24 protein-coding genes and 1 riboswitch are annotated in these 25,716 nt (G+C 72.6%); of the genes, 6 read left to right on the top strand and 18 right to left on the bottom strand.

Annotated features, from left to right (window positions below; all coding sequences use genetic code 11):
• Positions 1-51 precede the first annotated feature (51 nt).
• The gene (locus tag ABTZ58_RS28840; protein WP_351362758.1) at positions 52-1,431 is read right to left on the bottom strand and encodes a C39 family peptidase; all 1,380 of its coding nucleotides are present in this window, start codon (positions 1,429-1,431) and stop codon (positions 52-54) included.
• Positions 1,432-1,669: 238 nt separating this feature from the next.
• Here ABTZ58_RS28840 and ABTZ58_RS28835 point away from each other — a divergent pair, with 238 nt between their 5' ends.
• Positions 1,670-2,326, top strand: a complete 657-nt coding sequence (locus tag ABTZ58_RS28835; RefSeq protein WP_351362755.1) for a hypothetical protein — start codon at positions 1,670-1,672, stop codon at positions 2,324-2,326.
• Between the two features lie 431 nt (positions 2,327-2,757).
• Positions 2,758-4,620 (top strand): AAA family ATPase, encoded by a 1,863-nt coding sequence (locus ABTZ58_RS28830; RefSeq protein WP_351362752.1) that lies wholly within the window; start codon positions 2,758-2,760, stop codon positions 4,618-4,620.
• A gap of 43 nt (positions 4,621-4,663) precedes the next feature.
• On the opposite strand, the gene ABTZ58_RS28825 is transcribed toward ABTZ58_RS28830, so the two are convergent.
• The 10 genes from ABTZ58_RS28825 to ABTZ58_RS28780 form a co-directional block, all read right to left on the bottom strand.
• Positions 4,664-5,740, bottom strand: a complete 1,077-nt coding sequence (locus ABTZ58_RS28825) for a hemolysin family protein (protein ID WP_351362749.1) — start codon at positions 5,738-5,740, stop codon at positions 4,664-4,666.
• On the bottom strand, positions 5,737-7,071 hold the full coding sequence (locus ABTZ58_RS28820; RefSeq protein WP_351362746.1) for a hemolysin family protein: 1,335 nt from the start codon (positions 7,069-7,071) through the stop codon (positions 5,737-5,739). The genes ABTZ58_RS28825 and ABTZ58_RS28820 overlap by 4 nt, the downstream gene beginning before the upstream one ends.
• A gap of 238 nt (positions 7,072-7,309) precedes the next feature.
• Positions 7,310-7,765 (bottom strand): PH domain-containing protein, encoded by a 456-nt coding sequence (locus ABTZ58_RS28815; RefSeq protein ID WP_351362743.1) that lies wholly within the window; start codon positions 7,763-7,765, stop codon positions 7,310-7,312.
• A 15-nt stretch (positions 7,766-7,780) separates the two neighbouring features.
• Positions 7,781-8,629, bottom strand: a complete 849-nt coding sequence (hisG, locus tag ABTZ58_RS28810; protein ID WP_351362740.1) for an ATP phosphoribosyltransferase — start codon at positions 8,627-8,629, stop codon at positions 7,781-7,783.
• 45 nt (positions 8,630-8,674) lie between these two features.
• Positions 8,675-8,947, bottom strand: coding sequence for a phosphoribosyl-ATP diphosphatase (locus tag ABTZ58_RS28805; RefSeq protein WP_007491392.1), 273 nt, complete (start codon positions 8,945-8,947; stop codon positions 8,675-8,677).
• 34 nt (positions 8,948-8,981) lie between these two features.
• Positions 8,982-9,467, bottom strand: coding sequence for a 6,7-dimethyl-8-ribityllumazine synthase (ribH, locus tag ABTZ58_RS28800; RefSeq protein ID WP_031116695.1), 486 nt, complete (start codon positions 9,465-9,467; stop codon positions 8,982-8,984).
• 21 nt (positions 9,468-9,488) lie between these two features.
• Positions 9,489-10,781: a bifunctional 3,4-dihydroxy-2-butanone-4-phosphate synthase/GTP cyclohydrolase II gene (locus tag ABTZ58_RS28795; protein ID WP_351362736.1), complete on the bottom strand. Its 1,293-nt coding sequence runs from the start codon at positions 10,779-10,781 to the stop codon at positions 9,489-9,491.
• Entirely contained in the window at positions 10,778-11,419 is a 642-nt protein-coding gene (locus ABTZ58_RS28790) for a nicotinamide mononucleotide transporter family protein (protein WP_351362733.1), read from the bottom strand. Before ABTZ58_RS28790 ends, ABTZ58_RS28795 begins: the two co-directional genes overlap by 4 nt.
• Entirely contained in the window at positions 11,416-12,024 is a 609-nt protein-coding gene (locus tag ABTZ58_RS28785; RefSeq protein WP_351362730.1) for a riboflavin synthase, read from the bottom strand. Before ABTZ58_RS28785 ends, ABTZ58_RS28790 begins: the two co-directional genes overlap by 4 nt.
• A gap of 145 nt (positions 12,025-12,169) precedes the next feature.
• Positions 12,170-12,300: riboswitch (FMN riboswitch) on the bottom strand.
• Between the two features lie 305 nt (positions 12,301-12,605).
• Positions 12,606-13,823, bottom strand: a complete 1,218-nt coding sequence (locus tag ABTZ58_RS28780) for an ROK family transcriptional regulator (RefSeq protein WP_351362728.1) — start codon at positions 13,821-13,823, stop codon at positions 12,606-12,608.
• 132 nt (positions 13,824-13,955) lie between these two features.
• Here ABTZ58_RS28780 and ABTZ58_RS28775 point away from each other — a divergent pair, with 132 nt between their 5' ends.
• Positions 13,956-15,161 carry an MFS transporter gene (locus ABTZ58_RS28775; protein ID WP_351362725.1) on the top strand — a complete coding sequence of 402 codons (1,206 nt, stop codon included), beginning with the start codon at positions 13,956-13,958 and terminating at the stop codon, positions 15,159-15,161.
• On the opposite strand, the gene ABTZ58_RS28770 is transcribed toward ABTZ58_RS28775, so the two are convergent.
• Positions 15,121-15,579: an acyl-CoA thioesterase gene (locus ABTZ58_RS28770; protein WP_351362722.1), complete on the bottom strand. Its 459-nt coding sequence runs from the start codon at positions 15,577-15,579 to the stop codon at positions 15,121-15,123. The two genes, ABTZ58_RS28775 and ABTZ58_RS28770, sit on opposite strands and share 41 nt — an antisense overlap.
• 142 nt (positions 15,580-15,721) lie before the next feature.
• Between ABTZ58_RS28770 and ABTZ58_RS28765 the strand changes: the two genes are divergently transcribed.
• Complete coding sequence (locus tag ABTZ58_RS28765) at positions 15,722-17,101, top strand: uracil-xanthine permease family protein (RefSeq protein WP_351362719.1); 1,380 nt, start codon at positions 15,722-15,724, stop codon at positions 17,099-17,101.
• On the opposite strand, the gene ABTZ58_RS28760 is transcribed toward ABTZ58_RS28765, so the two are convergent.
• Complete coding sequence (locus ABTZ58_RS28760; RefSeq protein ID WP_351362894.1) at positions 17,080-18,204, bottom strand: glycoside hydrolase family 6 protein; 1,125 nt, start codon at positions 18,202-18,204, stop codon at positions 17,080-17,082. The two genes, ABTZ58_RS28765 and ABTZ58_RS28760, sit on opposite strands and share 22 nt — an antisense overlap.
• A 175-nt stretch (positions 18,205-18,379) precedes the next feature.
• Between ABTZ58_RS28760 and ABTZ58_RS28755 the strand changes: the two genes are divergently transcribed.
• Complete coding sequence (locus ABTZ58_RS28755; protein ID WP_351362716.1) at positions 18,380-19,093, top strand: DUF5995 family protein; 714 nt, start codon at positions 18,380-18,382, stop codon at positions 19,091-19,093.
• On the opposite strand, the gene ABTZ58_RS28750 is transcribed toward ABTZ58_RS28755, so the two are convergent.
• Together ABTZ58_RS28750 and ABTZ58_RS28745 are read right to left on the bottom strand one after the other, a co-directional pair.
• The gene (locus ABTZ58_RS28750) at positions 19,090-20,787 is read right to left on the bottom strand and encodes a flavin monoamine oxidase family protein (RefSeq protein WP_351362713.1); all 1,698 of its coding nucleotides are present in this window, start codon (positions 20,785-20,787) and stop codon (positions 19,090-19,092) included. The two genes, ABTZ58_RS28755 and ABTZ58_RS28750, sit on opposite strands and share 4 nt — an antisense overlap.
• Positions 20,788-20,834: 47 nt before the next feature.
• On the bottom strand, positions 20,835-21,623 hold the full coding sequence (locus ABTZ58_RS28745) for a carbon-nitrogen hydrolase family protein (RefSeq protein ID WP_351362710.1): 789 nt from the start codon (positions 21,621-21,623) through the stop codon (positions 20,835-20,837).
• Positions 21,624-21,941: 318 nt separating this feature from the next.
• Here ABTZ58_RS28745 and ABTZ58_RS28740 point away from each other — a divergent pair, with 318 nt between their 5' ends.
• Complete coding sequence (locus tag ABTZ58_RS28740) at positions 21,942-22,478, top strand: Repetin (protein WP_351362707.1); 537 nt, start codon at positions 21,942-21,944, stop codon at positions 22,476-22,478.
• Here ABTZ58_RS28740 and ABTZ58_RS28735 read toward each other — a convergent pair.
• The 3 genes from ABTZ58_RS28735 to ABTZ58_RS28725 form a co-directional block, all read right to left on the bottom strand.
• Positions 22,447-23,643 carry an MFS transporter gene (locus ABTZ58_RS28735; RefSeq protein ID WP_351362704.1) on the bottom strand — a complete coding sequence of 399 codons (1,197 nt, stop codon included), beginning with the start codon at positions 23,641-23,643 and terminating at the stop codon, positions 22,447-22,449. The genes ABTZ58_RS28740 and ABTZ58_RS28735 overlap by 32 nt on opposite strands.
• 136 nt (positions 23,644-23,779) lie before the next feature.
• Entirely contained in the window at positions 23,780-24,232 is a 453-nt protein-coding gene (locus ABTZ58_RS28730; RefSeq protein ID WP_053668336.1) for an Lrp/AsnC family transcriptional regulator, read from the bottom strand.
• 10 nt (positions 24,233-24,242) lie between these two features.
• Positions 24,243-25,709: an amino acid permease gene (locus ABTZ58_RS28725; RefSeq protein ID WP_351362700.1), complete on the bottom strand. Its 1,467-nt coding sequence runs from the start codon at positions 25,707-25,709 to the stop codon at positions 24,243-24,245.
• Between the last annotated feature and the right edge of the window lie 7 nt (positions 25,710-25,716).

Genomic DNA, 25,716 nt, shown 5'->3' with positions numbered 1-25,716 from the left:
AGTTCTGTCCCACCTTGCCACCCGGAGCGGCTTATGCGGCCGAGAGCTTGGTCACACGCGTACGCCCACGGCCGCCAGGGCCTCGCGCTGGGCCGCGGTCGGGCTCGCCGGGAAGTACAGGTAGCAGACGCCACCGGTGCCGGAGGCGACCGCGCCGGAGCTGTTGTACCGCTTGGTCCGCAGCCAGATGTTCTCGAACTCGCGCCGCCGGTAGACGCGCCGCACGGCCTCGTTGCTCTCGGAGTACGGGTCGTTGGCGATCACGTCACCGTCCGCGGTGAAGCCGATGACGGTCATGAGGTGCCCCGCGGTGCCGTACCCGGCCCCGGTCAGCTCCCCCTTCGTGAAGGACTGGGACGTTATGGCCGGGACGCCGGCCGCGATCAGCGTCTCCAGGTCGGCCAGCGAGCCGAGCCGGGTGACCACGCCCCCGAGGCCCTCGAAGGTGGCCGCGTAGGCGGCGTTGAACGGCCAGTTGCCGCAGCCGCCGTACTGATGGTCGTAGGTGAACCGGGCGGCGTGGCAGACCTGCGGGTCGGCGTACGAGGGGTTCACCCAGGCCAGCTGCTCGGGGGTGAGCCGGCCGCCCCAGTACTCGATGATCATCTGGGAGGAGGTGGGGCTGCACCAGGCCTCGCCGCCGTTGTCGTACTCGGGGTACTGCCCCTTGTGGATCTCCTGCGAGTAGCGCGGGACGGCCAGTTCCCTCGCGAGGCCGGGCCGGGAGGCCGGGACGGTGAAGCGGGCGGGGACGTCGGAACCCATCACGTGCAGCCGCCGGACGGTGGGTGTGGCCCGGGTGCCGGGCCTGCGGTACAGGGTCAGACGCAGACGGCAGGCGGTCAGGCGCAGTCCGCTCGACGGGTCGTCGACCGCCAGGGTGTCCGTCCAGACGGTGCTGCGGCCGTCGCTCTGGTCGTCGAGGGAGGTCCGGCGGATGTCCTCGTCGCCGGCGGCCCACCGGCCCATCACGTACCAGGGGCTGCTGGTGCCGTCCGGGTAGGTGGCCCGGGCCTCGATCTGGATCCAGGTGCCGGGCGGGGTGTGCGCGTTCCAGGAGACGATCGCCTCCGTGGCGGGGACGGCGAGCCGGTGCACGGAGGACGTCCAGGTGCCGTACTCCCAGGAGGCGGTGGTGCCGGTGTGCGGGTCCGTGTAGGCGGTGGTTCCGGCGGGCGTGGCGAGGACCAGGCCCGGGTGGTCGCCGGCGACGGCGCGGGTGCCCCGGGCGGTTCCGGAGCACCAGTCGCCGTGGGAGAACCAGGCCCGGTTGTCCACGGTCCGGGCCGGGACGACCCGGTCGGCGGCGGCGAGGTCGGTCGTCATCGTGGCCTCGGGTTCGGCGGCCGCCGGGCCCGCGCTCGCGGTGACGGCGGCGGCGGCCATGGCGGCCAGGACGGTTCTGCGGGACGGCTGGTCGACTCTGCTCATGACGGGACCCCCGGTGGTCGGAGTCGGGCAGGGGCGGGGCAGGTCCGGCACACGGTCGGTCGCATTCGTGTGTGCGCCACATATGAGCACAGCCCGCCCGGTCCTGCCAGCACTTCGACCCGCGCCACGCCCACCAATATTGGCGTCGACCTGTGGCGCCGGGCGACGACACCGGCGTTGGAGCGGCGTGACACCGGCGTTGGAACGGTGCGAACCCGTCGTTAGAGTGCTGCGCGAGATGAACGCGCCCTTCCGCCCCGCGCCGGGGCCCGCCCTCGCCGAACTGGCCTCGCGGATCCGCCGCCTGCCCCCCTCCTGCGGTCCCGTCCGGCTCGTCGGGGTCGACGGGCACGCCGGCTCCGGCAAGACCACGTTCACCGGGGAGCTGGCCCGGGCGCTGGGCGGCGCGCCGGTGCTGCGCCTGGACGACGTCGCCAGCCACGACGAACTCTTCGACTGGACCGGGCGGCTGCTGGAGCAGGTGATCGAACCGCTGGCCCACGGCCGTACCGCGCACTACTCCCCCTACGACTGGCGGGCCCGCCGCTTCGGCCCGCCCCGCCCGCTGCCGCCCGCCCCGGTGCTCCTCCTGGAGGGCGTCGGCGCGGGACGCCGGGCGCTCCGCCCCCATCTGGCCCTGCTGCTGTGGCTGGACCTGCCGCGCGAGGAGGCCTGGGCGCGGGGTCGCTCCCGGGACGGGGAGGAACAGCGGGAGTTCTGGAACGGCTGGGTCCCGGCCGAGCGCCGGCACTTCGCCGAGGACCCCTCCCGGCCGTTCGCCGATGCTCTGGTACGCCAGGTTGAAGTGGGTTATGAGGTGCTCACGAGGCCTGCGGGAAGCCCCCCACCGGACCCACCCCTCACTCAGGGTGACGAACCCCCCGCGGTGTGCTGAACTTGTGAAGGCGCCTTGCCGGGCAACTTCCCGGAGTGCCTCAACTCGGCTTGACCGGCGGGCCGTACAGGTCTTACGTTCTCAATGTGCGGCCGTCGAGGGCCGCCCCAGGACGCGAAGCCCCCGGTTGTTCCCCCGTGACCGGGGGCTTCGTTCTGTCTTTTCCCGGTTCCGCGGGCGCCGCGCGAGGTCGAACGCTCACCCTCGGTCACCGGCCGCGACCGCGCCGCAGCCCCTCCCACCTCGCCGAACGGTCCGTGCGGCACCCTACGGACGCGCCGTCCTCGCGGGTACGATGCCCTCGTCGCGACCTGCGGACGGTTGCTGCGCACGGTGCAACTCCGGTCCGCGGCACAGCGGTTCGAGCAGGGCAGCCGGCCGGGGGACGGCTCGTTGGCAGACCGACGGGGGCACGCTTCGTGGGGGACGGGATGGACTTCGGCACGCAGGGCCCGCAGGCCCCGGCCGACCTCGCCTGGCTGCGGGGCGTGGACGCGTACACCATGGGCGCCTATCCACAGGCCGAGGAGGAGTTCCGGGCCGCCGTGCGGATGGATCCCGGGATGGCCGACGGCTGGCTCGGACTGCACGCGCTGCGCGTCGACACGACGACCGCGCTGCTGAAGATGTTCCGCCACCGGGACCGCTTCGGGGAACAGCGCACCCGCTACCACCGCACGCTCAACTCCTGGTACTGGCTGGGCTGGTGGGTGCAGCCCGTGCTGGAGAGCCCGCGCGACCTGCTGCTCGCGCACGCCTCGCACTGGCTGGACGGCCGCCATGTCCCCGAGCTGGACCGGGCGCTCGCCGGGCTGCCGCCGGTGGACACCGACCACCAGGTCCGTTTCCTGCACGCCTGCCGCGCCTATCTGGTCAAGGACTGGGAGCAGTTGGTCCGGCACACCGACCCGCTCCTCGACGACCCCGTGCTCGGCATCGAGGCGGGGCTGTTCGGCGGCATGGCCCGGGTGCGGCTGGAGATGTACGGGCAGGCCGAACCGCTGCTGTCCGCCGCGCTGATGCGCTGCCGCAGCGAGCAGCCGCAGCGCAAGGAGCTGCGCTACTGGCTGGCCCGGGCCCATGAGGGCACCGGCCGCAGTGCCGCCGCGCTCCCCCTGTACCGGGCCGTGCACCGGGTCGACCCGGCGTTCATGGACACCTCGGCCCGGCTCGCCGCGATCGCCGAGGGCGACGGCTACGAGGACGCCGCCGGCCTCGCGGCGATCACGCTCACCGGTGCCGGGCAGGACGCCGTGGACGGGCCGGACGGCTTCGACCCGCTCTTCGGCACCGAGGGGCGCGAGCTGAGACTGCCCGACCTGGAGCCGCCCGCCTCCGCTCCCCTGCCACCGGTCACGGGCCCCGCGGTCCGCGCGAGGACCGGCCCGACGCCGTCCCTGCCCACCGGGCCCACCGACCCCGCGTTACTGGAGGAGGCGCTCGCCGAGCTGGAGCGGATGGTCGGGCTGGAGCCGGTGAAGCGCCAGGTCAAGGCGTTGTCGGCGCAGTTGAACATGGCCCGGCTGCGGGCCGGCCAGGGGCTGCCGGTCCAGCCGCCGAAACGCCACTTCGTCTTCTCCGGCCCCTCCGGCACCGGCAAGACCACCGTCGCCCGCATCCTCGGCCGTGTCTTCTACGCCCTCGGGCTGCTCGGCGGCGACCATCTCGTGGAGGCCCAGCGCGCCGATCTGGTCGGCGAGTACCTCGGGCAGACCGCCGTGAAGGCGAACGAGCTGATCGACTCGGCCCTCGGGGGCGTCCTCTTCGTCGACGAGGCGTACGCGCTGTCCAACTCGGGATACGGCAAGGGCGACGCGTACGGCGACGAGGCGCTCCAGGTGCTGCTGAAGCGGGCGGAGGACAACCGCGACCACCTCGTGGTGATCCTGGCCGGCTACCCGGAGGGCATGGACCGGCTGCTCGCCGCGAACCCCGGGCTGTCGTCCCGCTTCACCACACGCGTCGACTTCCCGTCCTACCGTCCCCTGGAACTCACCGAGATCGGCAAGGTGCTGGCCGCGGAGAACGGCGACGTCTGGGACGAGGAGGCCCTGGACGAGCTGCGCTCCATCGCCGGGCACGTGGTGGACCAGGGGTGGATCGACGAACTGGGCAACGGGCGGTTCCTGCGGACGCTGTACGAGAAGAGCTGCGCCTACCGGGATCTGCGGCTGTCGGTGTATCCCGGGGTGCTGGGGCGCGAGGACCTGGCGACCCTGCGGCTGCCGGATCTGATGCAGGCGTACGGGGAGGTGCTGTCCGGGCGGGGCCCGCAGGATCCGCCCGGACCGTGAGGTACCGGCGTGGTGCCGGGCCGCGGCCCGGCGTGGAGCGCCGCTACGTCGCCAGCACCTCCTCGCCCGACCGCGGCTCGGTCAGCCGTACCTCGCGCACCTGGCGGTGGGCGGGGTCCCGCACCTCCCCGACCAGCAGCTCCAGCACGTCCTCCAGGGCGACCAGCCCGAGCACCCTGCCCGAGCCGTCGGCCACCTGCGCCAGGTGCGTCGCCGCCCGCCGCATCACCGTCAGCGCGTCGTCCAGCGGCAGCTCCGACCGCAGGGTCGTCATGGGCCGCCACAGCTGCTGCGGCACGGCCCGGTCCGAGTCCTCCAGGTCCAGGACGTCCTTGACGTGCAGGTAGCCCATGAACGCGCCGTTGTCCGCCGCGACCGGGAAGCGGGAGTACCCCGTGCGGGCGGTCAGCTCGACGATCCGCCCCGGGGTGACCGAGGGGCTGACCGTCACGAGGGACTCGCGCTTCAGCAGGACGTCCGTCACCGGGCGGGAGCCCAGCTCCAGCGCGTCCTCCAGGCGCTCGGCCTCCTCCGGGTCGAGCAGGCCCGCCTGCCCCGCGTCCTCCACCAGCCGGTTGAGCTGCTCGCTGGTGAAGACGGCCTCGACCTCGTCCTTGGGCTCGACGTGGAAGAGCCGCAGGATGCCCTGGGAGACGGCGCCGAGGGCGACGGTGACCGGCTTGCAGAAGCGGGCGAACCAGACCAGGCCGGGGCTGAGCCACAGCGCGGCCTTCTCGGGCGCCGCCATCGCCAGGTTCTTCGGGACCATCTCGCCGATGACGAGGTGGAAGAAGACCACGGCGGCCAGGGCGATCACATAGGTGAGCGGGTGGATCACGCCCTCGGGCAGGTGGACCCGCTCGAAGACCGGCTCCAGCAGGTGGGCCACGGTCGGTTCGGCGACCGCGCCCAGGGTCAGGGAGCAGACCGTGATGCCGAACTGGGCCGCCGCCATCATCTGCGGCAGCCGCTCCAGCCCGTACAGGACCTGGCGGGCGCGGGCGGTGCCGAGCGGTTCGATCTGGCTGCGGCGTACCGAGACCAGCGCGAACTCGGCGCCCACGAAGAAGCCGTTGGCCAGCACGAGCAGCGCGGCGAAGAGGAGTTGGAGCACGCTCATCGGACGGCCTCCGCCCTGGCGGTCACCGGGGCGGTCCGCACGAGCCGGATGCGCTCCGCGCGGTAGTGCCCGACCTGGCGCACCGCGAGGCGCCAGCCGGGCAGCTCCGCCTTGTCGCCGACGGCCGGGATCCTGCCCAGCAGATCGGCGATCAGGCCGGCGACCGTCTCGTAGGGGCCCTCGGGGACGTCGAGGCCTATGCGCTGGAGCACGTCGACGCGGCAGCTGCCGTCGACGTCCCAGGCGGGCCTGCCGTCCTCCGGCGGCGCGGCGGCCAGCTCGGGCAGGTCGTGCTCGTCGTGCTCGTCGCGGACCTCGCCGACGAGTTCCTCGACGATGTCCTCCAGCGTGACGACACCGGCCGTGCCGCCGTACTCGTCGACGACGACCGCGATGGGCTGCTCGCTGCGCAGCCGGGTCAGCAGGGGCTTCACGGGCAGGGTCTCGGGGACGAGCAGCGGCGGGCGGGCGATACGGCCCACGGGGGTGCGCAGCCGGTCCTGGACGGGCACGGCCAGGGCGTCCTTGAGGTGGACCATGCCGACGACCTCGTCGATCCGCTCCCGGTAGACGGGGAAGCGGGACAGGCCGGTGGCGCGGGTCAGGTTGACCACGTCCTCGGCGGTGGCGGAGGACTGCAGGGCACTGACCCTCACGCGCGGCGTCATCACGTGCTGCGCGGTCAGCTCGCCGAGGGACAGGGTCCGCACGAAGAGGTCGGCCGTGTCCTGTTCGAGGGCGCCGGCCAGGGCGGAGTGGCGGGCCAGGGAGACCAGCTCGCCGGGGGTGCGGGCGGAGGCCAGCTCCTCGGCGGGCTCGAAGCCCAGGGCCCGTACGAGCCGGTTCGCCACGGCGTTGAGGCCCGCGATGACCGGGCGGAACAGCCGGGCGAAGACGTGCTGCGGTGCCGCGACGAAACGCGCGACCTGCAGCGGCCTGGACACCGCCCAGTTCTTGGGCAGCAGCTCGCCGATCACCATCTGCACGGCGGAGGCCACCAGCATGCCGACGACGACCGTGACGCCGGAGACGGCTCCCTCAGGTACGCCGATCGAGGTGAACGGGCCGTGCAGCAGCTCCGCGAGCGCCGGCTCCGCGAGCATGCCGACGACCAGGGAGGTGATGGTGATGCCCAGCTGGGTGCCGGAGAGCTGGAAGGACAGTTCCCTGAGTGATTCGACGACGCGCTGGGCGCGCCGGTCGCCCTCGGCGGCGGCCTTCTCGGCCTCGGGCCGTTCGACCGTCACGAGTCCGAACTCGGCCGCCACGAAGAAGCCGTTGGCGAGAATCAGCAGGAACGCGGCTGCCAGAAGCAGCAGGGGGGTGGTCATGATGCCGCCGCCTGTGCACGGTCGCGGACACGGTCCGCGCTATGTCGGCAGGGGGCGGCGCAGGTACTGCAGGACGATCCGTCCATCGCCGGAGGGGGTCACTCCTCTGTCAGCAGGAAGCCTCTGCGCACCGGGCGGGGCAGCAGCGGCGAAGGCGCGTCCGTCGCGCCTCCGCCAACAGATTAATCAAGACACCGCCCGGTGCGGCAGTGGCGACCGCCGTGCGGCTCGCCACGCCTCAGCCCTGATGCCGCTCGGGGTCCGTGACGGAGCGGGCCTCGACGAGCGCCCGCAGGGCCCGGGCGTCGGCGATGGCACGCTGCTTGGCAAGGCCCGGCTGGATGCCCAGGGCGGGCAGGCTGGTGCCGTCGCTGAGGTTGAGGAACACCCAGGGGTCGCCGGGGCGGAGGGTCACCTGGAGGATCTCCGCCCAGGCCAGCCGGCGCTTGTTCGTGAGGTTCACCACGGTGACGCCGTCCTCGTCGGCGACCACCTTGGGCCGCGCCAGCAGGAGCAGCACGGCGTCCAGCAGGAGTGCCGTGACCACGAAGCTGAGGCGCTCGGCGGGGCTGAGCTGCTTCAGCAGCATCGCGACGGCCGTGATCACCACGAGGATCGCGACGGCGGCGCCGATCAGCACGGCGCGGGTGCTGCCCGGGCGGAACGTGACGGGCAGGGTGGGCAGCTCGGACATCGGTGTACGCCCCTCTTACAGACGGCAGGCGTGGATGGCCGTGGTCAGGATGGCCCGGGCGCCGATGTCGTACAGGTCGTCCATGATCCGCTGCGCCTCCTTGGCGGGGACCATCGCGCGCACGGCGACCCAGCCCTCGTTGTGCAGCGGGGAGACGGTCGGCGACTCCAGGCCCGGGGTGAGGGCGACGGCCTTCTCCAGCTGCTCGACCCGGCAGTCGTAGTCCATCATCACGTACGTCCGGGCGACCAGGACGCCCTGGAGGCGGCGCAGGAACTGCTGGACCTTGGGGTCGTCGGGGTCGGCGCCGGTGCGGCGGATCACGACGGCCTCGGACTGCATGATCGGCTCGCCGACGACCTCCAGACCCGCGTTGCGCAGGGAGGTACCGGTCTCGACGACGTCGGCGATGACCTGGGCGACGCCGAGCTGGATGGCCGTCTCGACGGCGCCGTCCAGGTGGACGACGGAGGCCTCGATGCCGTGCTCGGCGAGATGGCCGGCGACGATTCCCTCGTAGGAGGTGGCGACGGTCTTGCCCGCCAGGTCGGCCAGGCCGCTGATGGTGCCGGGCTTGCCGGCGTAGCGGAAGGTGGAGCGGGCGAAGCCGAGCGGGAGGATCTCCTCGGCGTCGGCGCCGGAGTCGATGAGCAGGTCCCGGCCGGTGAGGCCGATGTCGAGCTGTCCGGAGGCGACGTAGATCGCGATGTCGCGGGGGCGCAGGTAGAAGAACTCGACCTCGTTGGTCGGGTCGACGATCCGCAGTTCCTTGGACTCGCGGCGCTGCTGGTAGCCGGCCTCATGCAGCATCTCCGCCGCAGGTCCTGACAGGGAACCCTTGTTGGGGACGGCGATGCGCAGCATGAGGTCGGCTTCCTTTGCGTGGGGTCGGGCGGTAACGGGTGCGGCTTACAGGTGGGCGTAGACGTCGTCCAGGGAGATGCCGCGGGCGACCATCATCACCTGGACGTGGTACAGCAGCTGCGAGATCTCCTCGGCGGCCGCTTCCTTGCCCTCGTACTCGGCGGCCATCCACACCTCGGCGGCCTCCTCGACGACCTTCTTGCCGATGGCGTGGACGCCCTTGCCGACCAGTTCTGCGGTGCGGGAAGTGGCGGGGTCGCCGTGGGCGGCCTTGTGCTGGAGCTCGGTGAAGAGCTCCTCGAACGTCTTCTTGGACATGGTGACGCTCAGCCTATGCCACAGGTGCGGTTCGTCAGCGCCAGGGTTCGGATACTGAGCGGAGCGTGGCCGCCGTCGCCACCGCGGCCGTCACCGCCTCGTGCCCCTTGTCCTCGCTGGAGCCCTCGATGCCCGCGCGGTCCAGGGCCTGCTCCTCGGTGTCGCAGGTCAGCACGCCGAAGCCGACAGGGACGCCGGTGTCGACGGACACCTGGGTGAGGCCCTGGGTGACGCCCTGGCACACATAGTCGAAGTGGGGGGTTCCGCCTCGGATGACGACGCCGAGGGCGACGATCGCGTCGTAGCCGCGGCCCGCGAGGACCTTGGCGACCACGGGCAGTTCCCAGCTGCCGGGAACCCGGAGCAGGGTCGGCTCGTCGATGCCCAGGTCGTGCAGGGCCCGCAGGGCGCCGTCCACCAGACCGTCCATCACCTTCTCGTGCCACTGCGCCGCGATGACGGCGACCCGGAGATCACCCACATTGCGTACGGACAGTTCCGGTGCACCCTTGCCGCTCACGTTGCTCCCTAGTGTGCTTCGTTACTGGTTGCCGCAGGCCGGCACGGTGGTCGTGTCCAGCCAGGGCAGGTCGTGGCCCATCCGGTCCCGCTTGGTGCGCAGGTAGCGGAGGTTGTGCTCGCCGGCGCTGACCGGCATCGGTAGGCGCGCGGTGACGACGATGCCGTGCCGGGTGAGGGCGTCGGTCTTGTCGGGGTTGTTGGTCAGCAGCCGGACGCCGCGCACGCCGAGGTCGGCGAGGATCTGCGCGCCCGCGCCGTAGTCGCGGGCGTCGGCGGGCAGGCCGAGTTCGAGGTTGGCGTCGAGGGTGTCGCGGCCGCGCTCCTGGAGCTCGTAGGCGCGCAGCTTGGACATCAGGCCGATGCCGCGGCCCTCGTGTCCGCGCAGGTAGACCACGACTCCGCGGCCCTCGTCCTGGATGCGGGCCAGGGACGCCTCCAGCTGGGGGCCGCAGTCGCAGCGGGCCGAGCCGAAGACGTCGCCGGTGAGGCATTCGGAGTGGACGCGGACCAGGACGTCCTGGCCGTCGCCGATGTCGCCGTGCACCAGGGCGACGTGCTCGACGCCGTCGACGGTGGAGCGGTAGCCGTAGGCGGTGAACGTGCCGTGCGCGGTGGGCAGTCGGGTCCTGGCCTCACGGCGGACGGTGGGCTCGCTGCTGCGGCGGTAGGCGATCAGGTCCTCGATGGAGATGATCGTCAGACCGTGCTTGCGGGCGAAGGGGACCAGCTCGGGCAGGCGCAGCATGCGCCCGTCCTCGCCGGCGATCTCGACGATGGCACCGGCCGGGCGCAGGCCGGCGAGGCGGGCGAGGTCGACGGCGGCCTCGGTGTGGCCGTTGCGGGTCAGGACGCCGCCGGGCCGGGCGCGCAGCGGGAAGATGTGGCCGGGGCGGACGAAGTCGCCGGGCCCGGACACGCCGTCGGCGAGCAGCCGCAGGGTGGCGGCGCGGTCGGCGGCGGAGATGCCGGTGCTCACGCCGTGGGCGGCGGAGGCGTCGACGGAGACCGTGAAGGCGGTCTTCATCGACTCGGTGTTGTCCTCGACCATCTGCGGGAGCTTCAGCCGGTCCAGTTCGTCGCCCTCCATGGGGGCGCAGATCAGGCCGCGGCACTCGCTCATCATGAAGGCGACGATCTCGGGCGTCGCCTTCTCGGCGGCGATGACGAGGTCGCCCTCGTTCTCCCGGTCCTCGTCGTCGACGACCACGACCGGGCGGCCGGCGGCGATGTCGGCGATGGCCTGCTCGACGGGGTCGAGCACCAGGTCCTCGAACTCACCGTCGGTGCGGTACAGGATCGGTGCGGCACTCATGCCGGCGCTCCTTCCAGGGTGGGCCGCGCGGCCTGACGCGAGCGCAGCCACCAGTCGCGCAGGCCCCACAGGACGAGCGCGCCGTAGATGACGTAGACGAAGCCGGAGAAGGCGTAGCCGTTGGCGAAGTTGAGGGGCACACCGACGAGGTCGACGAGCAGCCAGGCGAACCAGAACTCGACCATGCCGCGGGCCTGCGCGTACATGGCGACCACCGTGCCGACGAAGATGTAGGCGTCCGGCCAGGGGTCCCAGGACAGCTTCGGGTACGCCGTGAACAGCAGCGCCACCGCGACCGTCCCGGCGGCGGCCGCCGCGGCCATCGCCGCGCGCTCGCGCCAGGTGGCGAACCGTACGGCGATGTGGCCGTCCTCGCCCCGGCCCGTGCCGCGCTGCCACTGCCACCAGCCGTACAGGGCGACGACCATGACGACCGCCTGCTTGCCGGCGCTGCCTGTCAGGTGGCCGAAGAAGGCGCCGAAGAGGATGAGGCCGGCCAGGAACTGCACGGGCCAGGTCCAGATGGAGCGCCGCCAGCCGAGGGCGAGGGCGGCCAGGCCGAAGAGGTTGCCGACCATGTCGGACCAGAGGATGTGCTGGCCGAAGAGGACGAACGCCTCGGAGTTCAGCGTGTTCACCGGCCGGCCCCCTGCGCGCGGTCGCCGAGCATCCGCTCGACGTACTTGGCGATGACGTCCACTTCGAGGTTGACCGGGTCGCCGGGCTGCTTGTGGCCGAGCGTGGTCAGGTCGAGGGTGGTGGGGATGAGGCTCACGGTGAAGTGGTCCGGGCCGGCGTCGACGACGGTGAGGCTGATGCCGTCGACGGTGATGGAGCCCTTCTCGACCACGTACCGGGTGAGGTCCGCGGGCAGGGAGATCTTCACGATCTCCCAGTGCTCGGACGGCTTGCGCTCCAGGATCTCGCCGGTGCCGTCGACATGGCCCTGCACGATGTGCCCGCCGAGGCGGTCGCCTACCGCCATGGGGCGTTCGAGGTTGACGCGGGATCCGGCCCTGAGGGCACCGAGGCTGGAGCGGTTCAGGGTCTCGGCCATGACGTCGGCGGTGAACTCGTCGCCTTGGTGGTCGACCACCGTGAGGCAGACGCCGTTGACGGCGATGGAGTCGCCGTGTTTCGCGCCCTGGGTGACGACGGGGCCCCGCAGGCGGAAGCGACAGGCGTCGTCGAGGGTCTCGACGGCGGTGACCTCGCCCAGCTCTTCGACGATTCCGGTGAACACTTCCCGGGTCCTCCTGCCTCTTCGGGCACGGACTCCGGGGCTGTCGATGACGACAGATGGAACGAACGGGAACACCGGGGACGACGCCGGACGGAGTCCGCCCTCAGGACGGACCGCTCGGGCGGCGCGCACGGATGCCCGCTCGCCGCGCACTGCCTCCCATCCGGACTTTAACCGTCGGTCCAGGAATTTCACCTGGTCAACCGGCCGCTGGAGGCGACCGGGTCGCGGACTGTAACCGCCGGTTCGGACTTTCACCGACCCCGGAGTGCGCTGCTACTGGTACACGGCCAGTGTGCCACGCCTGATCGGGGTCCAGACGGGCGAGCGGTGTGGGGTGCCTCACAGAACGTGGCACATTCCTTCCCGTGCGCGACGGTCCGCCAACTCCCGCGCCCGGCCCGGGACTCGGCTTGGTACACACCTATTGACGCTGTGGTCTAGTCCTTTCTAGGGTCAGCGCCAGGGTCGGCACTTCCCACCCCCCCACGGACCGGCCCGGCGGCGGTGACGACGGCCCTTGCCCGCCGTCGGGCCTCCCAAGCGCCGGGCAAGCGCGGCGCGCCCGTCCGCCGCGGGCGCTACCAGCGCGGCGCCGCCTCCCCGCGCGTGAACAGCTCGTCCTGCGCGCGGTCCCGCGCCGTCAGCAGCGCACCGCGCAGGACCGCGCCGCCGCCCAGGGTGGTGGCCCGCACCTCGGTGGGCAGCGGGGTCATCCGGGCGAGGCGCTCGCGCACCCGCGCGGCGAGCTCCGCGCCACCGGCCCGCCCGACCTCACCACCGAGCACGACGCACCCGGGGTCGAGGATCGCGACGACCGAGGCGACCCCGACGGCCAGCCGGTCGGCGAGGGCGTCCAGAAACCGGGCGGCGGGCGCGGTGTCCCGAGCCGCCGCATCCCGGACCAGTCCGGCCGCCGCCCGCAGCACTCCCCCGGCCGAGGCCCGCCGATCGGCGGCCGTCGGCACACCGCAGCGCCCGGCGAGGTCCACCACCGCCGCCGCCGAGGCCAGGGAGTGGAAGCCGCCCTCGCAGTCGGTGGCGGTCGGCAGCGCTGCGGTACCCGGCACGGGGAGGAAGCCGATCTCGCCGGTGCCGCCGGAGGCACCGCGGCGCAGCGCGCCGTCGAGGACCACCGCCGCTCCCGTGCCGTGGCCCAGCCACAGCAGGACGAACGTGTCGCGGTCCCGGGCTGCGCCGTCGCGCTGCTCGGCCACGGCCGCGAGGTTGGTCTCGTTCTCCACGCTCACCCGCGCCTCGGGCAGCCGCTCCTGGAGGGCGGCGACCAGCCGGCGGTGCCACTCCGGCAGTCCCGAGGAGTCGCGCAGTTCGCCGGTGGCCGGGTCGATCAGACCGGGCGCCCCGATGCCGACGGTGTGCAGCCGGTCCGCCCCGGCCTCCTTGACCGCGCGCTCGACCAGCGCGACCGCCTGCTCCACGGCGGGGCCCGTGCCCACACCCCCGTCGATCGGCACCGACGCCTCGGCCAGCACCCGCCCCACCAGGTCGGCTACGGCCACGGCCACGCCCTCGGTGCGCACGTCCAGCGCGGCGAGGTGCGCCCGGTCGGCGACGATGCCGTACACCTTGGCGTTGGGTCCGCGCCGCTGCTCGCCCGCCTCGCCGACGACCGCGATCAGGCCGGCGCCGGTGAGCCGCTCGACGAGGTCGGCGACGGTCGGCCGGGACAGTCCGGTCAGCTGCTTCAGCTGCCCCGCCGTCAGCGGGCCCTCCTGCTGGAGCAGACGCAGGGCGAGCCGGTCGTTGATGGCCCGGGCGGTGCTCGGGGATGCGGGCATGCCGGGATCCTTCCAGATCGTCGGACCGCTCGGCCGTGACCCGACGGGAGACCCTCTTATTATCAGGCAGGGTTCCTGATAGTTTACGGCCGCACGACGTGGTGCACGAGCGAGCAGGAGGGGGACCGCAGAATGGGCAACGTGGTCGACGCACAGCGCGAGGTGAAGCGGTCGCGGTACGCCGTGGCCGCCGTCTTCGCGGTGCACGGCGCCGTGACCGGCTCGTTCGCCACCCGGGTCCCCTGGATCCAGGACCACGCCGGGGTGAGCGCCGGTCAGCTGGGCATCGCCCTGGCCTTCCCCGCGCTCGGCGCCTCGATCGCGATGCCGCTGGCCGGCAGCGTCAGCCACCGCTTCGGCGCCCGCAACGCGCTGCGGGGGCTGATCGCCCTGTGGACGCTGTCGCTGGTGCTGCCGGCCCTCGCGCCGAACCTGCTCACCCTCTGCCTGGCGCTGTTCGTGTACGGCGCCACGGCGGGCATGGCGGACGTGGCGATGAACGCGCTGGGCGTCGAGGTCGAGAACCGCCTGGACCGGTCGATCATGTCCGGGCTGCACGGCATGTGGAGCGCGGGCGCCCTGATCGGCTCGGCGGCCGGCACGCTCGCCGCGCACCTCGGCTCGGACGCCCGGCTGCACCATGTCCTGGCCGCCGCGGTCCTCACCGTGGCCGGTGTGCTGTCCTGCCAGTGGGTGCTCGACCTGCAGCCCGCCGAGGACGAGGAGCCGCCGCCCCGGTTCGCGCTGCCGCCCCGCTCGGCGCTGCTCATCGGCGCGATCGGGTTCTGCGCGGTGTTCGCGGAGGGCGCGAGCCTGGACTGGTCGGCGGTGTACCTGCGCGAGCAGTTGCAGACCTCGGCCGGTCTCGCGGCGGCCTGCACGACGGGCTTCACACTCACCATGGCCGTGGCCCGGATCGCCGGCGACAAGGTCGTGGACCGCTTCGGCGCCGTGCGGACCGTGCGGGCGAGCGGGGTGTTCGCCGTCCTCGGCGGGCTGCTGATCGTCCTCGCCGAACATCCGGCGGTGGCCATGGCGGGGTTCGCGCTGATGGGACTGGGCATCGCCGTCGTGGTGCCGCTGTGCTTCGCGGCGGCGGGCCGCAGCGGCGCCAACCCGAGCCTGGCCATCGCCGGCGTCGCGACCATCACCTACACCTCGGGCCTGATCGCGCCGAGCGCGATCGGGATGCTGGCCCAGGCGACCAGCCTGATGGTGTCGTTCTGCCTGGTGACGGTGCTCTCCGGCGGCCTGGTCGTCTTCGCCCGGGTGCTCCGCCCGGGCGACCGGGTGAAGATCAGCCGGCCGGACGCAGCAGTTCCCGGCCCGCGGCCCTGAACTCCTCGCTCCAGGGGGCCGGGCGCAGCGTGGCGGCGTCCAGCCGGACCAGGACCCGGGTGCCGCGGGCGTAGGTGGTGGCGCCGTCCGCCGAGCAGAAGCGGAAGCCGTAGGTGAGCCCGGTCGTGCCGAGACGCTCCAGCCAGAGGTGCACGGCGTAGGGGCCTGGCCGGTTCACCGGAGCCTCGTACGTGATCGTCAGCTCCTTCACCGCGTTGCAGGCGTCGCCGGCGGCCGCCCAGTCGCCCTCGAAGCGGATGCCCCGCTCCTGCCACAGTCCGGCCCAGGCCCGCTCCACCATGAGCGGGTAGCGGGCGTTGTGCAGCAGGCCCAGCGCGTCCAGGTCGTCGAAGTGGACGGTCACGGGGACCAGCCGGCCGTGGGACAGGGCGGGGCTGGTCAGGGCTTCGGCGGTCACGGGCGGGGGCTCCTGGGCGTACGGATCGGTGGTTACTACAGCGACCACCATCCTAAGCGTCCGCTCATGTGTACGGAGCATGCCCCGGCAGCCCGGACAATGGTCCGGACTCAGCTGCCCGCACGACGAAAGCGACACCCCCATGGATCTCGGCGTCCGCTGGAAACTGCACGGCGACGGACGCGTCCCGGCCCCCGGTGCGGTGGTCCGGCCCGATGAGCGGCTCTCCTGGCCCCGCACGGCCGGACTCGGCGCCCAGCACGTGGTGGCCATGTTCGGGGCGTCCTTCGTGGCGCCGGTCCTGATGGGCCTGGACCCCAACCTGGCGATCATGATGTCGGGCGTCGCGACGGTGGTGTTCCTGCTGGCCACGCGCGGCCGGGTGCCCAGCTACCTGGGCTGCTCGCTGTCCTTCGTCGGGGTGGCGGCGGTGATCCGCGCGCAGGGCGGCAGCAGCGCCACCGTCACCGGCGCGGTCTTCGTGGTGGGCGCCGCGCTGTTCCTGGTGGGACTCGCCGTGCGGCGGTTCGGGGCGCGGATCATCCACGCCGCTATGCCGCCGATCGTGACCGGCGCGGTGGTGATGCTGATCGGCTTCAACCTGGCCCCGGTGACGGCCTCGACCTACTGGCCGCAGGACCAGTGGACGGCCCTGCTGGTGATGCTGTTCACCGGGCTGGCGGTGGTCTGCCTGCGTGGTTTCTGGTCCCGGATCGCGATCTTCCTGGGCCTGGTCTTCGGGTACGGCATCTCCTGGGTCTTCGACCTGGCCTTCGGGAAGATCCACTCCGCGGACGGCAGCGGCAAGGTCACCGACCACTGGCGTCTCGACCTCTCCGGTGTGGGCCAGGCCGACTGGATCGGACTGCCGACGCTGCACGGCCCGTCCTTCGAGTGGTCGGCGATCCTGATCGCCCTGCCGGTCGTCATCGCGCTGGTCGCGGAGAACGCCGGGCACGTGAAGGCGGTCGGCGAGATGACCGGCGACTCGCTGGACGACAAGCTCGGCACGGCGATCGCGGCCGACGGCGTCGGCTCGATGCTGTCCACCGCGGTCGGCGGCCCGCCCAACACCACGTACTCGGAGAACATCGGCGTGATGGCCGCGACCCGCGTCTACTCCACGGCCGCCTACTGGGCCGCCGCCGGCTTCGCCCTGCTCTTCGGCCTCTGCCCGAAGTTCGGCGCGGTCGTCGCGGCCATCCCCGGCGGGGTGCTCGGCGGGATCACCGTCATCCTGTACGGCATGATCGGCCTGCTCGGCGCGCAGATCTGGATCAACGCCGAGGTGGACCTGCGCAATCCGCTGAACCTGGTCCCGGCGGCGGCGGGCATCATCATCGGCGTCGGCAACGTGTCCATGGAGATCACGGACACCTTCTCGCTGAGCGGCATCGCGCTCGGCACGGTGGTCGTCATCACCGGCTACCACGCCCTGCGGGCCTTCGCCCCGGCCCACCTGAGGACGCAGACGCCACTGCTGGACGAGGGCACCTCGTCCTACGACGACGCCAAGTCGTAGGCGTAGGACGCGTTGAACGTCCCGGGCCTGCCCCTGCAGCCGTCCGACTCCCCCGGCAGCTTGACCCACAGGTAGGCGTCGATCCGGGGTTCGCCGGTGGTCAGGGTCGGGGTGCGGCCGAGGCCGCGGCCCGCGGGGTCGCACCACTCGCCGTCGGCCGGGGCGCCGTTGCCGTTGCGGCTGGTGTCGATGACGGCGCCGAGGCTCGCCGGGCCGCCGAGTGCCTCCAGGACCCGCCGGTCGTGGGCGATCTCGTCGGCGGTGGTGTGGAAGTTGGAGACGTTGCTGAAGATCCCGTCCGAGGACGCGGGCGAGGCGGCACCGGCCTGGCGCAGCCAGGCGGCCTGCTTGCCCGGTGCGTTCCAGCCCGAGTGCCCGGCGTCGAAGTAGACGCGGGCCCGGGGGTTGGCGTCCTTCAGGACCCGCCCGGCCCGGGCCAGGGAGGCGAAGCGGTCGGCGCGCTCACCGGCGGAGAGGCACTCGGCCTGGGCGACCGAGTCCGGCTCCAGGACGACGATGACCTCGCCGGAGCCCAGCCCGTCGGCGAACCGGTCGATCCAGGAGTCATAGGCGTCCAGGTCGGGCGCCCCGCCCTGGGAGTGGCCGCCGCAGTCCCGGCCGGGGATCGCGTATGGCACGAGGACGGGCACCCGGCCCTGGGCGGCCCCGCCCGAGGTGACGGCGGCGACCCGGCCGGTGACGGTGTCCGGGGCGTACTCGGCGAACCAGACCGCGGCCGGCTGCTCGGCGATACGGGACGCGATGACCGCGTGCCGGGGGTCGCCGGAGTGGGTGCGCACCCAGTCGAGCACCTGGGAGTCGGGGTGGCGGTAGAGCCGGCCGGCCGCCGGGGCGTCGCGCTGGTGCCGCACGGCCCTGCTCCGCGACGGGGACGGCGAGGGCGAGGGACGCGCGGACGCGGAGGCCGAGGACGCAGCCGCGGACGGGGACGGCGACGGCACCGCGGGCAGGGGCGCCAGGCGCGGGGAGGCGGTCACCTCGGGGGTCCTGGCCCGGTCGGAGCCGCGCCGACCGCCGTCGAACGCGGAGAACGTCCCGGCGACCGCACCCGCCACGACCACGACGGCGGCCGCCGCGACCATGGCGCCGCGCCGGGCGGCGCGTCGGCGCGCGGCCCTGCGGGCGGCCAGGCGCTGGGCACGCGAGCATGACACCGTGCTGCTCCCCCTCCCCCTGCGGCGGGCGGTGTTCCCCCGTTCCGGGGAAGCGCCGGGCCCGCCGGTACTTCCGCCGGCCTGGAGCTGGGACTCTGCCCGCATGCCGCGCTGCGAACAAGTCCCCCCGGCCGTGGACACACCCGTCGACGGAGTCGTCCGCCGTATGCGCACCCTCGACGCGGCCCTGCATCCGCGCGACGGCGTGGCGGTCTTCAACCGCGTCTACCTCGCCGTGACGGAGACGGTGGACCGGTACGTCGACACCGGGCGGTTCGCGGACCCGTACGCCGCGATCACGCTGGACGTCCGGTTCGCGCGGCGGTACCTGGACGCGGTCGACGCGGCGGCCCGCGACCGGCGCGCACCGGCCTGCTGGCGGCCGCTGTTCCAGTTCCGCCGCCATCCCGGGGTACGCCCGTTGCAGTTCGCGCTGGCGGGCATCAACGCGCACATCGGCCACGATCTCGCGCTGGCCGTCGTGGACACCTGCCGTACGCTCGACTGCGCTCCGGCCGAGCTGGAGGACGAGTTCGACACCGTGGGCGATCTCCTCGTGTCGCTGGAGGAGCGCATCCGCGAAGATCTGATGCCGGGCCCCGACCTCCTGCAGATCGCCGACCCGCTGACCCATCTGCTCGGCTCCTGGAGCCTGGAACGGGCCCGGGACGCGGCCTGGACGGCGGCCCGGGCCCTGTGGGCCCTGCGTGGACTCCCCGACCTCGCCGGGGAGTTCACCGAACGCCTGGACACGGCGGTGGGCCTGGCGGGGCGCATGCTGCTCACGCCCCTGGCCGAACCGCCGCTCCGGAGCTAGTCCTCCGGCAGTTCGACGGGTGCGATCTCGTCGTAGACGTCGCCCGGCCCCGGGTTGGTCGGGTCGGTCGTGCCGCCGAGGTGGTGCATGACGCCCCAGACCGCGTTGAGGGCGGTCTGGACCGCGCCCTCGGCCCAGCCGGCCGTCCAGGAGATGTCGTCGCCTGCGAGGAAGATGCCGCGCTTGTCCTCGGGCAGCCGGTCCTGCATGAAGTGCGTGAACAGGCGCCGCTGGTAGCGGTAGTGGCCGGGCAGGTTGGCCTTGAACGCGCCCATGAAGTAGGGCTCGTTCTCCCAGGACACGGTGACCGGGTTGCCGATGATGTGCTTGCGGATGTCGACCTTGGGATAGATCTCGCCGAGCGACTTCAGCATGACCTCCATCCGCTCGTTCGCGGACAGCGGCAGCCACTTCAGGCTGTCGTCGCACCAGGTGTAGGACAGGCAGATGACGGCGGGCTTGTCCGGGCCGTCGTCGAGCAGGTAGGTGCCGCGGGTCATGCGGTCGGTGAGCGTCATCGACATGACGTCGCGGCCGGTCTCCTCGTCCTTGTCCAGCCAGAACGGGCGGTCCACCGGCACGAACAGCTTGGAGCTCTCCATGTAGTGGGTGCGCTCGATGGCCGTCCAGTGGTCCATCGGGAAGAGCGACTCGTCGCAGTCGATCTTCGACAGCAGCATCCAGGACTGGGCGGTGAAGATCGCGGCGCGGTAGGTGCGGATGTCGCCGCGCGCGTCGGTCACCGTGATGCGGTTGCCGGCCGTGCGGTGCAGCCGGGTCACCGCGGGGCGGGGCTCGCGGCCCTCGTGCAGGCCCGCGAGCGAGGTGCCGAGCGGCCAGTGGACGATCTTCTGCGGCTCGCGCTCCCACAGGCGCAGCGGCAGCTGCTGGGAGCCGCCGACGATGCCGCGGTGGTGGTCGTCGGCCTCGGTGTAGACGACGCGGAGGATCTCCAGGATGGAGTTGGGGAAGTCGGTGTCCCAGCCGCCCGTGCCGAAGCCGACCTGGCCGAAGATCTCGCGGTGCCGGAAGGACTTGAACGCCTCGGAGTCGCACAGGAAGCCGTAGAAGGTCTGGTTGTCGAGCTTCTCGACGAGCCGGGACCAGATCTCGCGGATGCGCGGGACGTCCCGCTCGCGCAGGGCGCGGTTCATGTCGGAGAAGTCGGCGCCCTCCTCCAGGCACCGGCCCCAGGCCTCGGCGACGTCCCGGTAGACCTGCGGCAGGTCGTCGATGGTCTCGGCGTAGTGCGACTCGCCCTTGAGGTCGACGACGGTCGACGGGGTCGCCTCGGCCAGCGGGTTGGGGAACGGCCGCGTCTCGAGGCCGACGAGGTCGATGTAGTGCTGCAGGGCCGTGGAGGACGGCGGGAAGCGCATCGCGCCCATCTCGGCGGTGAGGGACGCCTCGCAGCCCTCGAAGCCGACCGTGCGCAGCCGCCCGCCGATCTGGTCGGCCTCGTAGACGACCGGCTTGAGGCCCATCTTCATCAGCTCGTACGCGGCGACGATGCCGGACAGGCCGCCGCCGATGACCGCGACCTCCGTGCCGTGCTCGGTGGCGGGTATCTGCCCGAGACCGGCCGGGTGGGCGAGGAAGTCGTCGTAGGCGTACGGGAAGTCCGGGCCGAACATGGTGATCGGCGGCTGCTGCGCGTCTGCGTGCTCGACGGCGTTGGGCACGGTGGACGTCATGGGGTACGGACTCCTTGCACAGAAACGAACGGGCGGTTCAGGGGGTTTCAGACGAGCGGCCCGTACAGGCCGGGGCGCCGGTCCCGCAGATACGGGTTGTTCTCGCGCGACGCGGCGAGGAAGGCCGGGTCGACGTCGGCCAAAACGAGGTCCTCGCCCCGCCCGGCCCGGGTCCGGGCGATGCCGTCGGGCCCGGCCAGCGTGGACAGGCCCACGAACTCGAACTCGCTCTCCCGGCCCACCCGGTTGACGTACGCGACGTACAGCTGGTTCTCGAAGGCCCGCACCGGGATCATCGACTCGGCGACGAACTGGAACGGGTGCATCTGCGCGGTCGGCACGACCAGCAGGTCGGTTCCCGCCAGGGCGTGGGCGCGGACGTTCTCCGGGAACTCCACGTCGTAGCAGATGAGGATCCCGACGCGCAGGCCGGCTACCTCGGCCTGGACGACCTGCTGCTCGCCCGGCGTGAAGTGGTCGCGTTCGAAGCAGCCGAAGAGGTGGGTCTTGCGGTAGTTCGCCAGGCGGGTGCCGTCGGCCGAGATGAGCTGGGCGGAGTTGAACACCGCGTCGCCGGCCCGCTCGGGGTAACCGTAGGCGATCGCCAGCCCGTGGCTCGTCGCGATCTCGGCGATCGCGTCCGCGCAGTCGCCGTCGGCCGGTTCGGCGAGCCGGGCGATGTCGTCGCCGATCGCGTAGCCGGTCAGGAACATCTCCGGGGTGAGCAGCAGCCCGGCGCCCGCGGCGGCGGCCCGGCCCGCGGCCTCGTCGAGGACCTTGAGGTTCTCGACGGTGGAGCCGGGGCGGCCGGAGCTCTGGAGCAGGGCGGTGCGCATGCGTGTTCCTCACCGGGCGAAGGGTGGCTGGCGGGCCCAAGGGGTGGTTGAGGGGGCCACGTAGACGGTACGGGCGGCTGACCAGGGCGGACAAGCAGGAGCCGTTGCGCGCCGGTGAACGGTTCGTTGCGTGCTTGCGGGGGCCGGCGGCGATTCGTTGCGCGACTTCGGGCGTAGCCCCGCTCCTCCTGGGAGCCCGGTCCCGGCCGGTCCTCCCCGCCGCGCGGCGGAGGCGGGGTCCCGTCCGGAGCGCGATGTCCCGCGGGTGCCGGGCCGGGAGAGTGAGGGCTGTCCACACGACCTGCGGAAAGGACCGAAATGAAGCGCCGTACGAAGATCGTCGTGCTCGGCTCCGCACTGCTGCTCACCGCCGGGGCGGCCTCGGCCGCGACCGCGTCCGACGCGCCCCGGCCGCGCGAGGCGGCGGCCCTCACCGGCACCGCCAAGCTGTACCGCTCGGCCGGGGACGACATCACCTTCTCCTTCGACGCGCACCTGGCCGCGCGGGACAAGGCCGATCCGATGAAGGCCACCGGCACCTTCGAGTTCAGCCACTACCTGAACGGCGAGGGCGCCCGGGCGGAGGTCGCGGTCGACTGCCTGGTGACGGGCGGCAGGGTCGCCGTCGTCTCGGGCGTCGTCACCGAGTCGGATCTGCCGGGCGCCGAGGGCAAGCGGGTCGGGGTCACCGTCCACGACCTCGGCCGCCACGACCGGCTCGGCTACAGCTGGGCCGCCACGGGCAACCCCGCCGAGATGGAAGGGCTGCCCAAGTGCGTGAGCTCCGCCCCCTTCGAGAAGGTCGCGAAGGGGACGGGCGACTTCACCGTCGTGCCGTGGCAGCCCGAGCTCTGAGCAGCGCCAGGGCGGTCATCAGGTAGGGCACCGCGAGCACCGCGAAGACGGTGCCGTGGGAGAGGCCGGCCCCGAGCAGCGCGTACGCGCCGAACGTGGCGACCGTGGCCAGCTCGGTGGCCAGGCTCGCCACGGAGGTGAGCGTGGCCCGGCGGGACTCGTCGATGCGGTGCTGGAGGCGGACGTCGGCCAGCACCTCCGCCAGCTGGAACCCGGCGAAGGCGAGGCCGACCAGGGCGATACCCGTCAGAGAGCGGGACACGCCGCCCACGGCCAGGACGAGGGCAGCGCCCGCGAGCAGGGCCGCGAAACCGGTCGTGCCGAGACGTTCGGCCGGTCCGGCCAGGAGGCCGCCGACGGTGGCGCCCGCCCAGATCAGCATGATCAGGTAGGGCACCGTCGCCTCCGCGACGCCGATGTCGCGGACCAGCAGCGGGGTGTACTCGTCGAGCGCGCCCCACACCGCGGCCACGGCCGGGACCAGCAGCAGGGCGCCGCGCACCGAGCGGTCCCGGCGGACCTGGGCGAGTCCGGTCCGCAAGGTGGCCGCCCAGCCCTCGCCGCCGGTCTCCGGCCGCACCCGGTGCTCGGGGAACCGGGTCGCGGTCAGGGCGGTCAGCGCACAGGCCACAAGACTGGCGGCACCGACGGCGGCGTAGCCGCCCTGGGCGAAGACGGGTCCCGCGAGGCCGAGGGAGGCCACGGTGCCCGTCAGCCGCGCGGCCCGGGCCCGGCCCATCACGCGCGCGTACCGGCCGGCGGCGCCCAGGTGGTCCAGTTCGTCGTAGACGAGGGCCTCCAGCGCGCCCGAGCCGAGCGCGCCGCCGGCACCCCACAGGACGAAGCCGGCCGCGAAGGCCCCGTACGACGGGACAGCCACCCACAGCGCGAAGCCGGCTGCGGTGAGCAGCGGGCCGATCCACAGCAGCCGACGGCGCGAGGCGGTGTCGGCCCAGGCGCCGGAGGGCACTTCCAGCAGCACGCCGGTGACCGACCACAGGGCGAACAGGGAGGAGATCTGCCAGAGCGACAGGCCGGTGTCGGCGAACAGCAGCGCGTACACCGGGTAGAGCAGGACGAAGTCGTCGAGGAACGCGTAGCCGTACAGCGTGGTTGTCAGCCGCCGGACGCCGGTGGCGGGCACGCGTGCGGGTGAGAGTGTCATGGGGCCTTCCCGTCAGGACCGATCGGACGCCGGAGGTACGGCGGCCGGGGCGGTCCCCGGGAGGCACGGCGGGTGGATCAATGTCGCCAGGTCATGACACCGATGCTAGGCGCCGGCCGGCGGATCGGCCCCTGCTTTACGTGGGCGACCCCGACGAGAAGCGCCGCAGCAGCGGCGACAGGACGAGCACGGACTTGGTCCGCTCGACGAACGGCTCCCCGGCGATGCGCTCCAGCACCCGTTCGAAGTGCCGCATGTCGGAGGCGAAGACCTGGGCGATCGCGTCCGCGTCCCCGGTGACGGTGGAGGCGGCCACGACCTCCTGGTAGCGCTCCAGGCCGCGCTGGATGGTCTCCGGGGAGGTGTTGCCGCGGCAGTAGATCTCGACGAACCCCTCGGTCTCCCAGCCGAGGGCGCCCGGGTCCACGCGTACGGTGAAGCCGGTGATCGCTCCGGTGGCCCGCAGCCGGTCCACGCGCCGTTTGACGGCGGGCGCGGACAGGCCGACGAGTTGGCCGATGTCGGCGTAGGAGCGGCGGGCGTCCTCGGCGAGGGCGTGCACGATGCGTTCGTCGAGATCGTTCAGCACTGTGGGTCGTTCACTTCTCGGATGGTGCCAGTCGGGAACGGCGGTAGCCGTACACGAAGTAGAACACGAGCCCGGCGGCCATCCAGACACCGAAGACGACCCAGGTGACGGCCGACAGGCTGCCCATCATCCAGACGCAGAAGGCGAAGCCCAGCGCGGGCAGGACCGGGGAGAGCGGCACGCGGAAGGTGCGCGGCATGTCCGGCTTGGTCCGGCGCAGCACCACGACGGCCACGTTGACCAGCGCGAAGGCGAACAGGGTGCCGATGCTGGTGGCGTCGGCGAGCTGCCCGAGCGGGATCGCGGCGGCCAGCACACCGCAGAACAGGGAGACGATCAGGGTGTTGGCGCGGGGCGTGCCGGTCCTGGGGTTGACCCTGGCGAACACCTTGGGCACCAGACCGTCGCGGGACATGGCGAACAGGATGCGGGTCTGGCCGTAGAGCACGGTCAGGACGACGCTCGCGATGGCGATGACGGCGCAGAACGCCAGCAGCGTGCCCCAGAAGGTCTGCCCGGTGACCTCGCGCATGATCTGGGCGAGGGCGGCCTCGGAGTCGGTGAAGTTCCGCCAGGGCTTGGCACCGACGGCGACGGCGGCGACCAGGACGTACAGCGCGGTGACGATGACCAGCGACAGCATGATCGCGCGGGGCAGGTCGCGCTGGGCGTCCTTGGCCTCCTCGCCGGCGGTGGAGGCGGCGTCGAAGCCGATGTAGGAGAAGAACAGCGTGGCACCGGCGGCGCTGACCCCGGCCATGCCGAGCGGCATGAAGTTCTCGTAGTTGCCGGAGCGGAAGCCCTGGACGCCGATGGCGCAGAACAGCACGAGAGCGCCGATCTTCACGATGACCATGATCGTGTTGGCGCGGGCGGACTCACGGGCGCCGCCCAGCAGGAACGCCATGGCGAGCAGGACGACGATCAGCGCGGGCAGGTTGAACACGCCGCCGTCACCGGGCGGGGCGGACAGGGCGGCCGGGATGGTGACGCCTATGGTCCCGTCGAGCAGTTCGTTGAGGTACTCGCCCCAGCCGACCGCGACGGCGGCCACGGACACGCCGTACTCCAGGACCAGGCACCAGCCGCAGATCCAGGCGATCAGCTCGCCCATCGTTGCGTACGCATACGAGTAGGAGGAGCCGGAGACCGGGATGGTGCCGGCCAGTTCGGCGTAGGACAGGGCCGAGAACAGGGCGGTCAGACCGGCGATGACGAAGGAGAGCGTGACGGCCGGGCCCGCCTTCGGGACGGCCTCGCCGAGGACCACGAAGATGCCGGTCCCGAGGGTGGCGCCGATGCTGATCATGGTGAGCTGCCACAGCCCGAGGGTGCGCCGCAGCGACCCTCCCTCGCCCTGGCCACCCTCCGCGACCAGGCGTTCCACGGGCTTGCGGCGCATGAGGCGAGCAGCGACGCCCGGGGACGGCGGGGCGGTCTGGTTTCTGCTGTGCGGGGGTGCGCCTTGGTCGAGCACGCGCTGA

Source organism: Streptomyces sp. NPDC094143, from assembly GCF_040303825.1.
Classification (GTDB): domain Bacteria; phylum Actinomycetota; class Actinomycetes; order Streptomycetales; family Streptomycetaceae; genus Streptomyces.
This window is presented reverse-complemented; position numbering and strand designations above follow the sequence as displayed.

Coding starts and splice junctions, on each gene's coding strand:
- ABTZ58_RS28840 (WP_351362758.1), bottom strand. CDS start 1,431: ATGAGCAGAGTCGACCAGCCGTCCCGCAGAACCGTCCTGGCCGCCATG.
- ABTZ58_RS28835 (WP_351362755.1), top strand. CDS start 1,670: ATGAACGCGCCCTTCCGCCCCGCGCCGGGGCCCGCCCTCGCCGAACTG.
- ABTZ58_RS28830 (WP_351362752.1), top strand. CDS start 2,758: ATGGACTTCGGCACGCAGGGCCCGCAGGCCCCGGCCGACCTCGCCTGG.
- ABTZ58_RS28825 (WP_351362749.1), bottom strand. CDS start 5,740: ATGAGCGTGCTCCAACTCCTCTTCGCCGCGCTGCTCGTGCTGGCCAAC.
- ABTZ58_RS28820 (WP_351362746.1), bottom strand. CDS start 7,071: ATGACCACCCCCCTGCTGCTTCTGGCAGCCGCGTTCCTGCTGATTCTC.
- ABTZ58_RS28815 (WP_351362743.1), bottom strand. CDS start 7,765: ATGTCCGAGCTGCCCACCCTGCCCGTCACGTTCCGCCCGGGCAGCACC.
- hisG (WP_351362740.1), bottom strand. CDS start 8,629: ATGCTGCGCATCGCCGTCCCCAACAAGGGTTCCCTGTCAGGACCTGCG.
- ABTZ58_RS28805 (WP_007491392.1), bottom strand. CDS start 8,947: ATGTCCAAGAAGACGTTCGAGGAGCTCTTCACCGAGCTCCAGCACAAG.
- ABTZ58_RS28795 (WP_351362736.1), bottom strand. CDS start 10,781: ATGAGTGCCGCACCGATCCTGTACCGCACCGACGGTGAGTTCGAGGAC.
- ABTZ58_RS28780 (WP_351362728.1), bottom strand. CDS start 13,823: ATGCCCGCATCCCCGAGCACCGCCCGGGCCATCAACGACCGGCTCGCC.
- ABTZ58_RS28775 (WP_351362725.1), top strand. CDS start 13,956: ATGGGCAACGTGGTCGACGCACAGCGCGAGGTGAAGCGGTCGCGGTAC.
- ABTZ58_RS28765 (WP_351362719.1), top strand. CDS start 15,722: ATGGATCTCGGCGTCCGCTGGAAACTGCACGGCGACGGACGCGTCCCG.
- ABTZ58_RS28760 (WP_351362894.1), bottom strand. CDS start 18,204: ATGGTCGCGGCGGCCGCCGTCGTGGTCGTGGCGGGTGCGGTCGCCGGG.
- ABTZ58_RS28755 (WP_351362716.1), top strand. CDS start 18,380: ATGCCGCGCTGCGAACAAGTCCCCCCGGCCGTGGACACACCCGTCGAC.
- ABTZ58_RS28750 (WP_351362713.1), bottom strand. CDS start 20,787: ATGACGTCCACCGTGCCCAACGCCGTCGAGCACGCAGACGCGCAGCAG.
- ABTZ58_RS28745 (WP_351362710.1), bottom strand. CDS start 21,623: ATGCGCACCGCCCTGCTCCAGAGCTCCGGCCGCCCCGGCTCCACCGTC.
- ABTZ58_RS28740 (WP_351362707.1), top strand. CDS start 21,942: ATGAAGCGCCGTACGAAGATCGTCGTGCTCGGCTCCGCACTGCTGCTC.
- ABTZ58_RS28735 (WP_351362704.1), bottom strand. CDS start 23,643: ATGACACTCTCACCCGCACGCGTGCCCGCCACCGGCGTCCGGCGGCTG.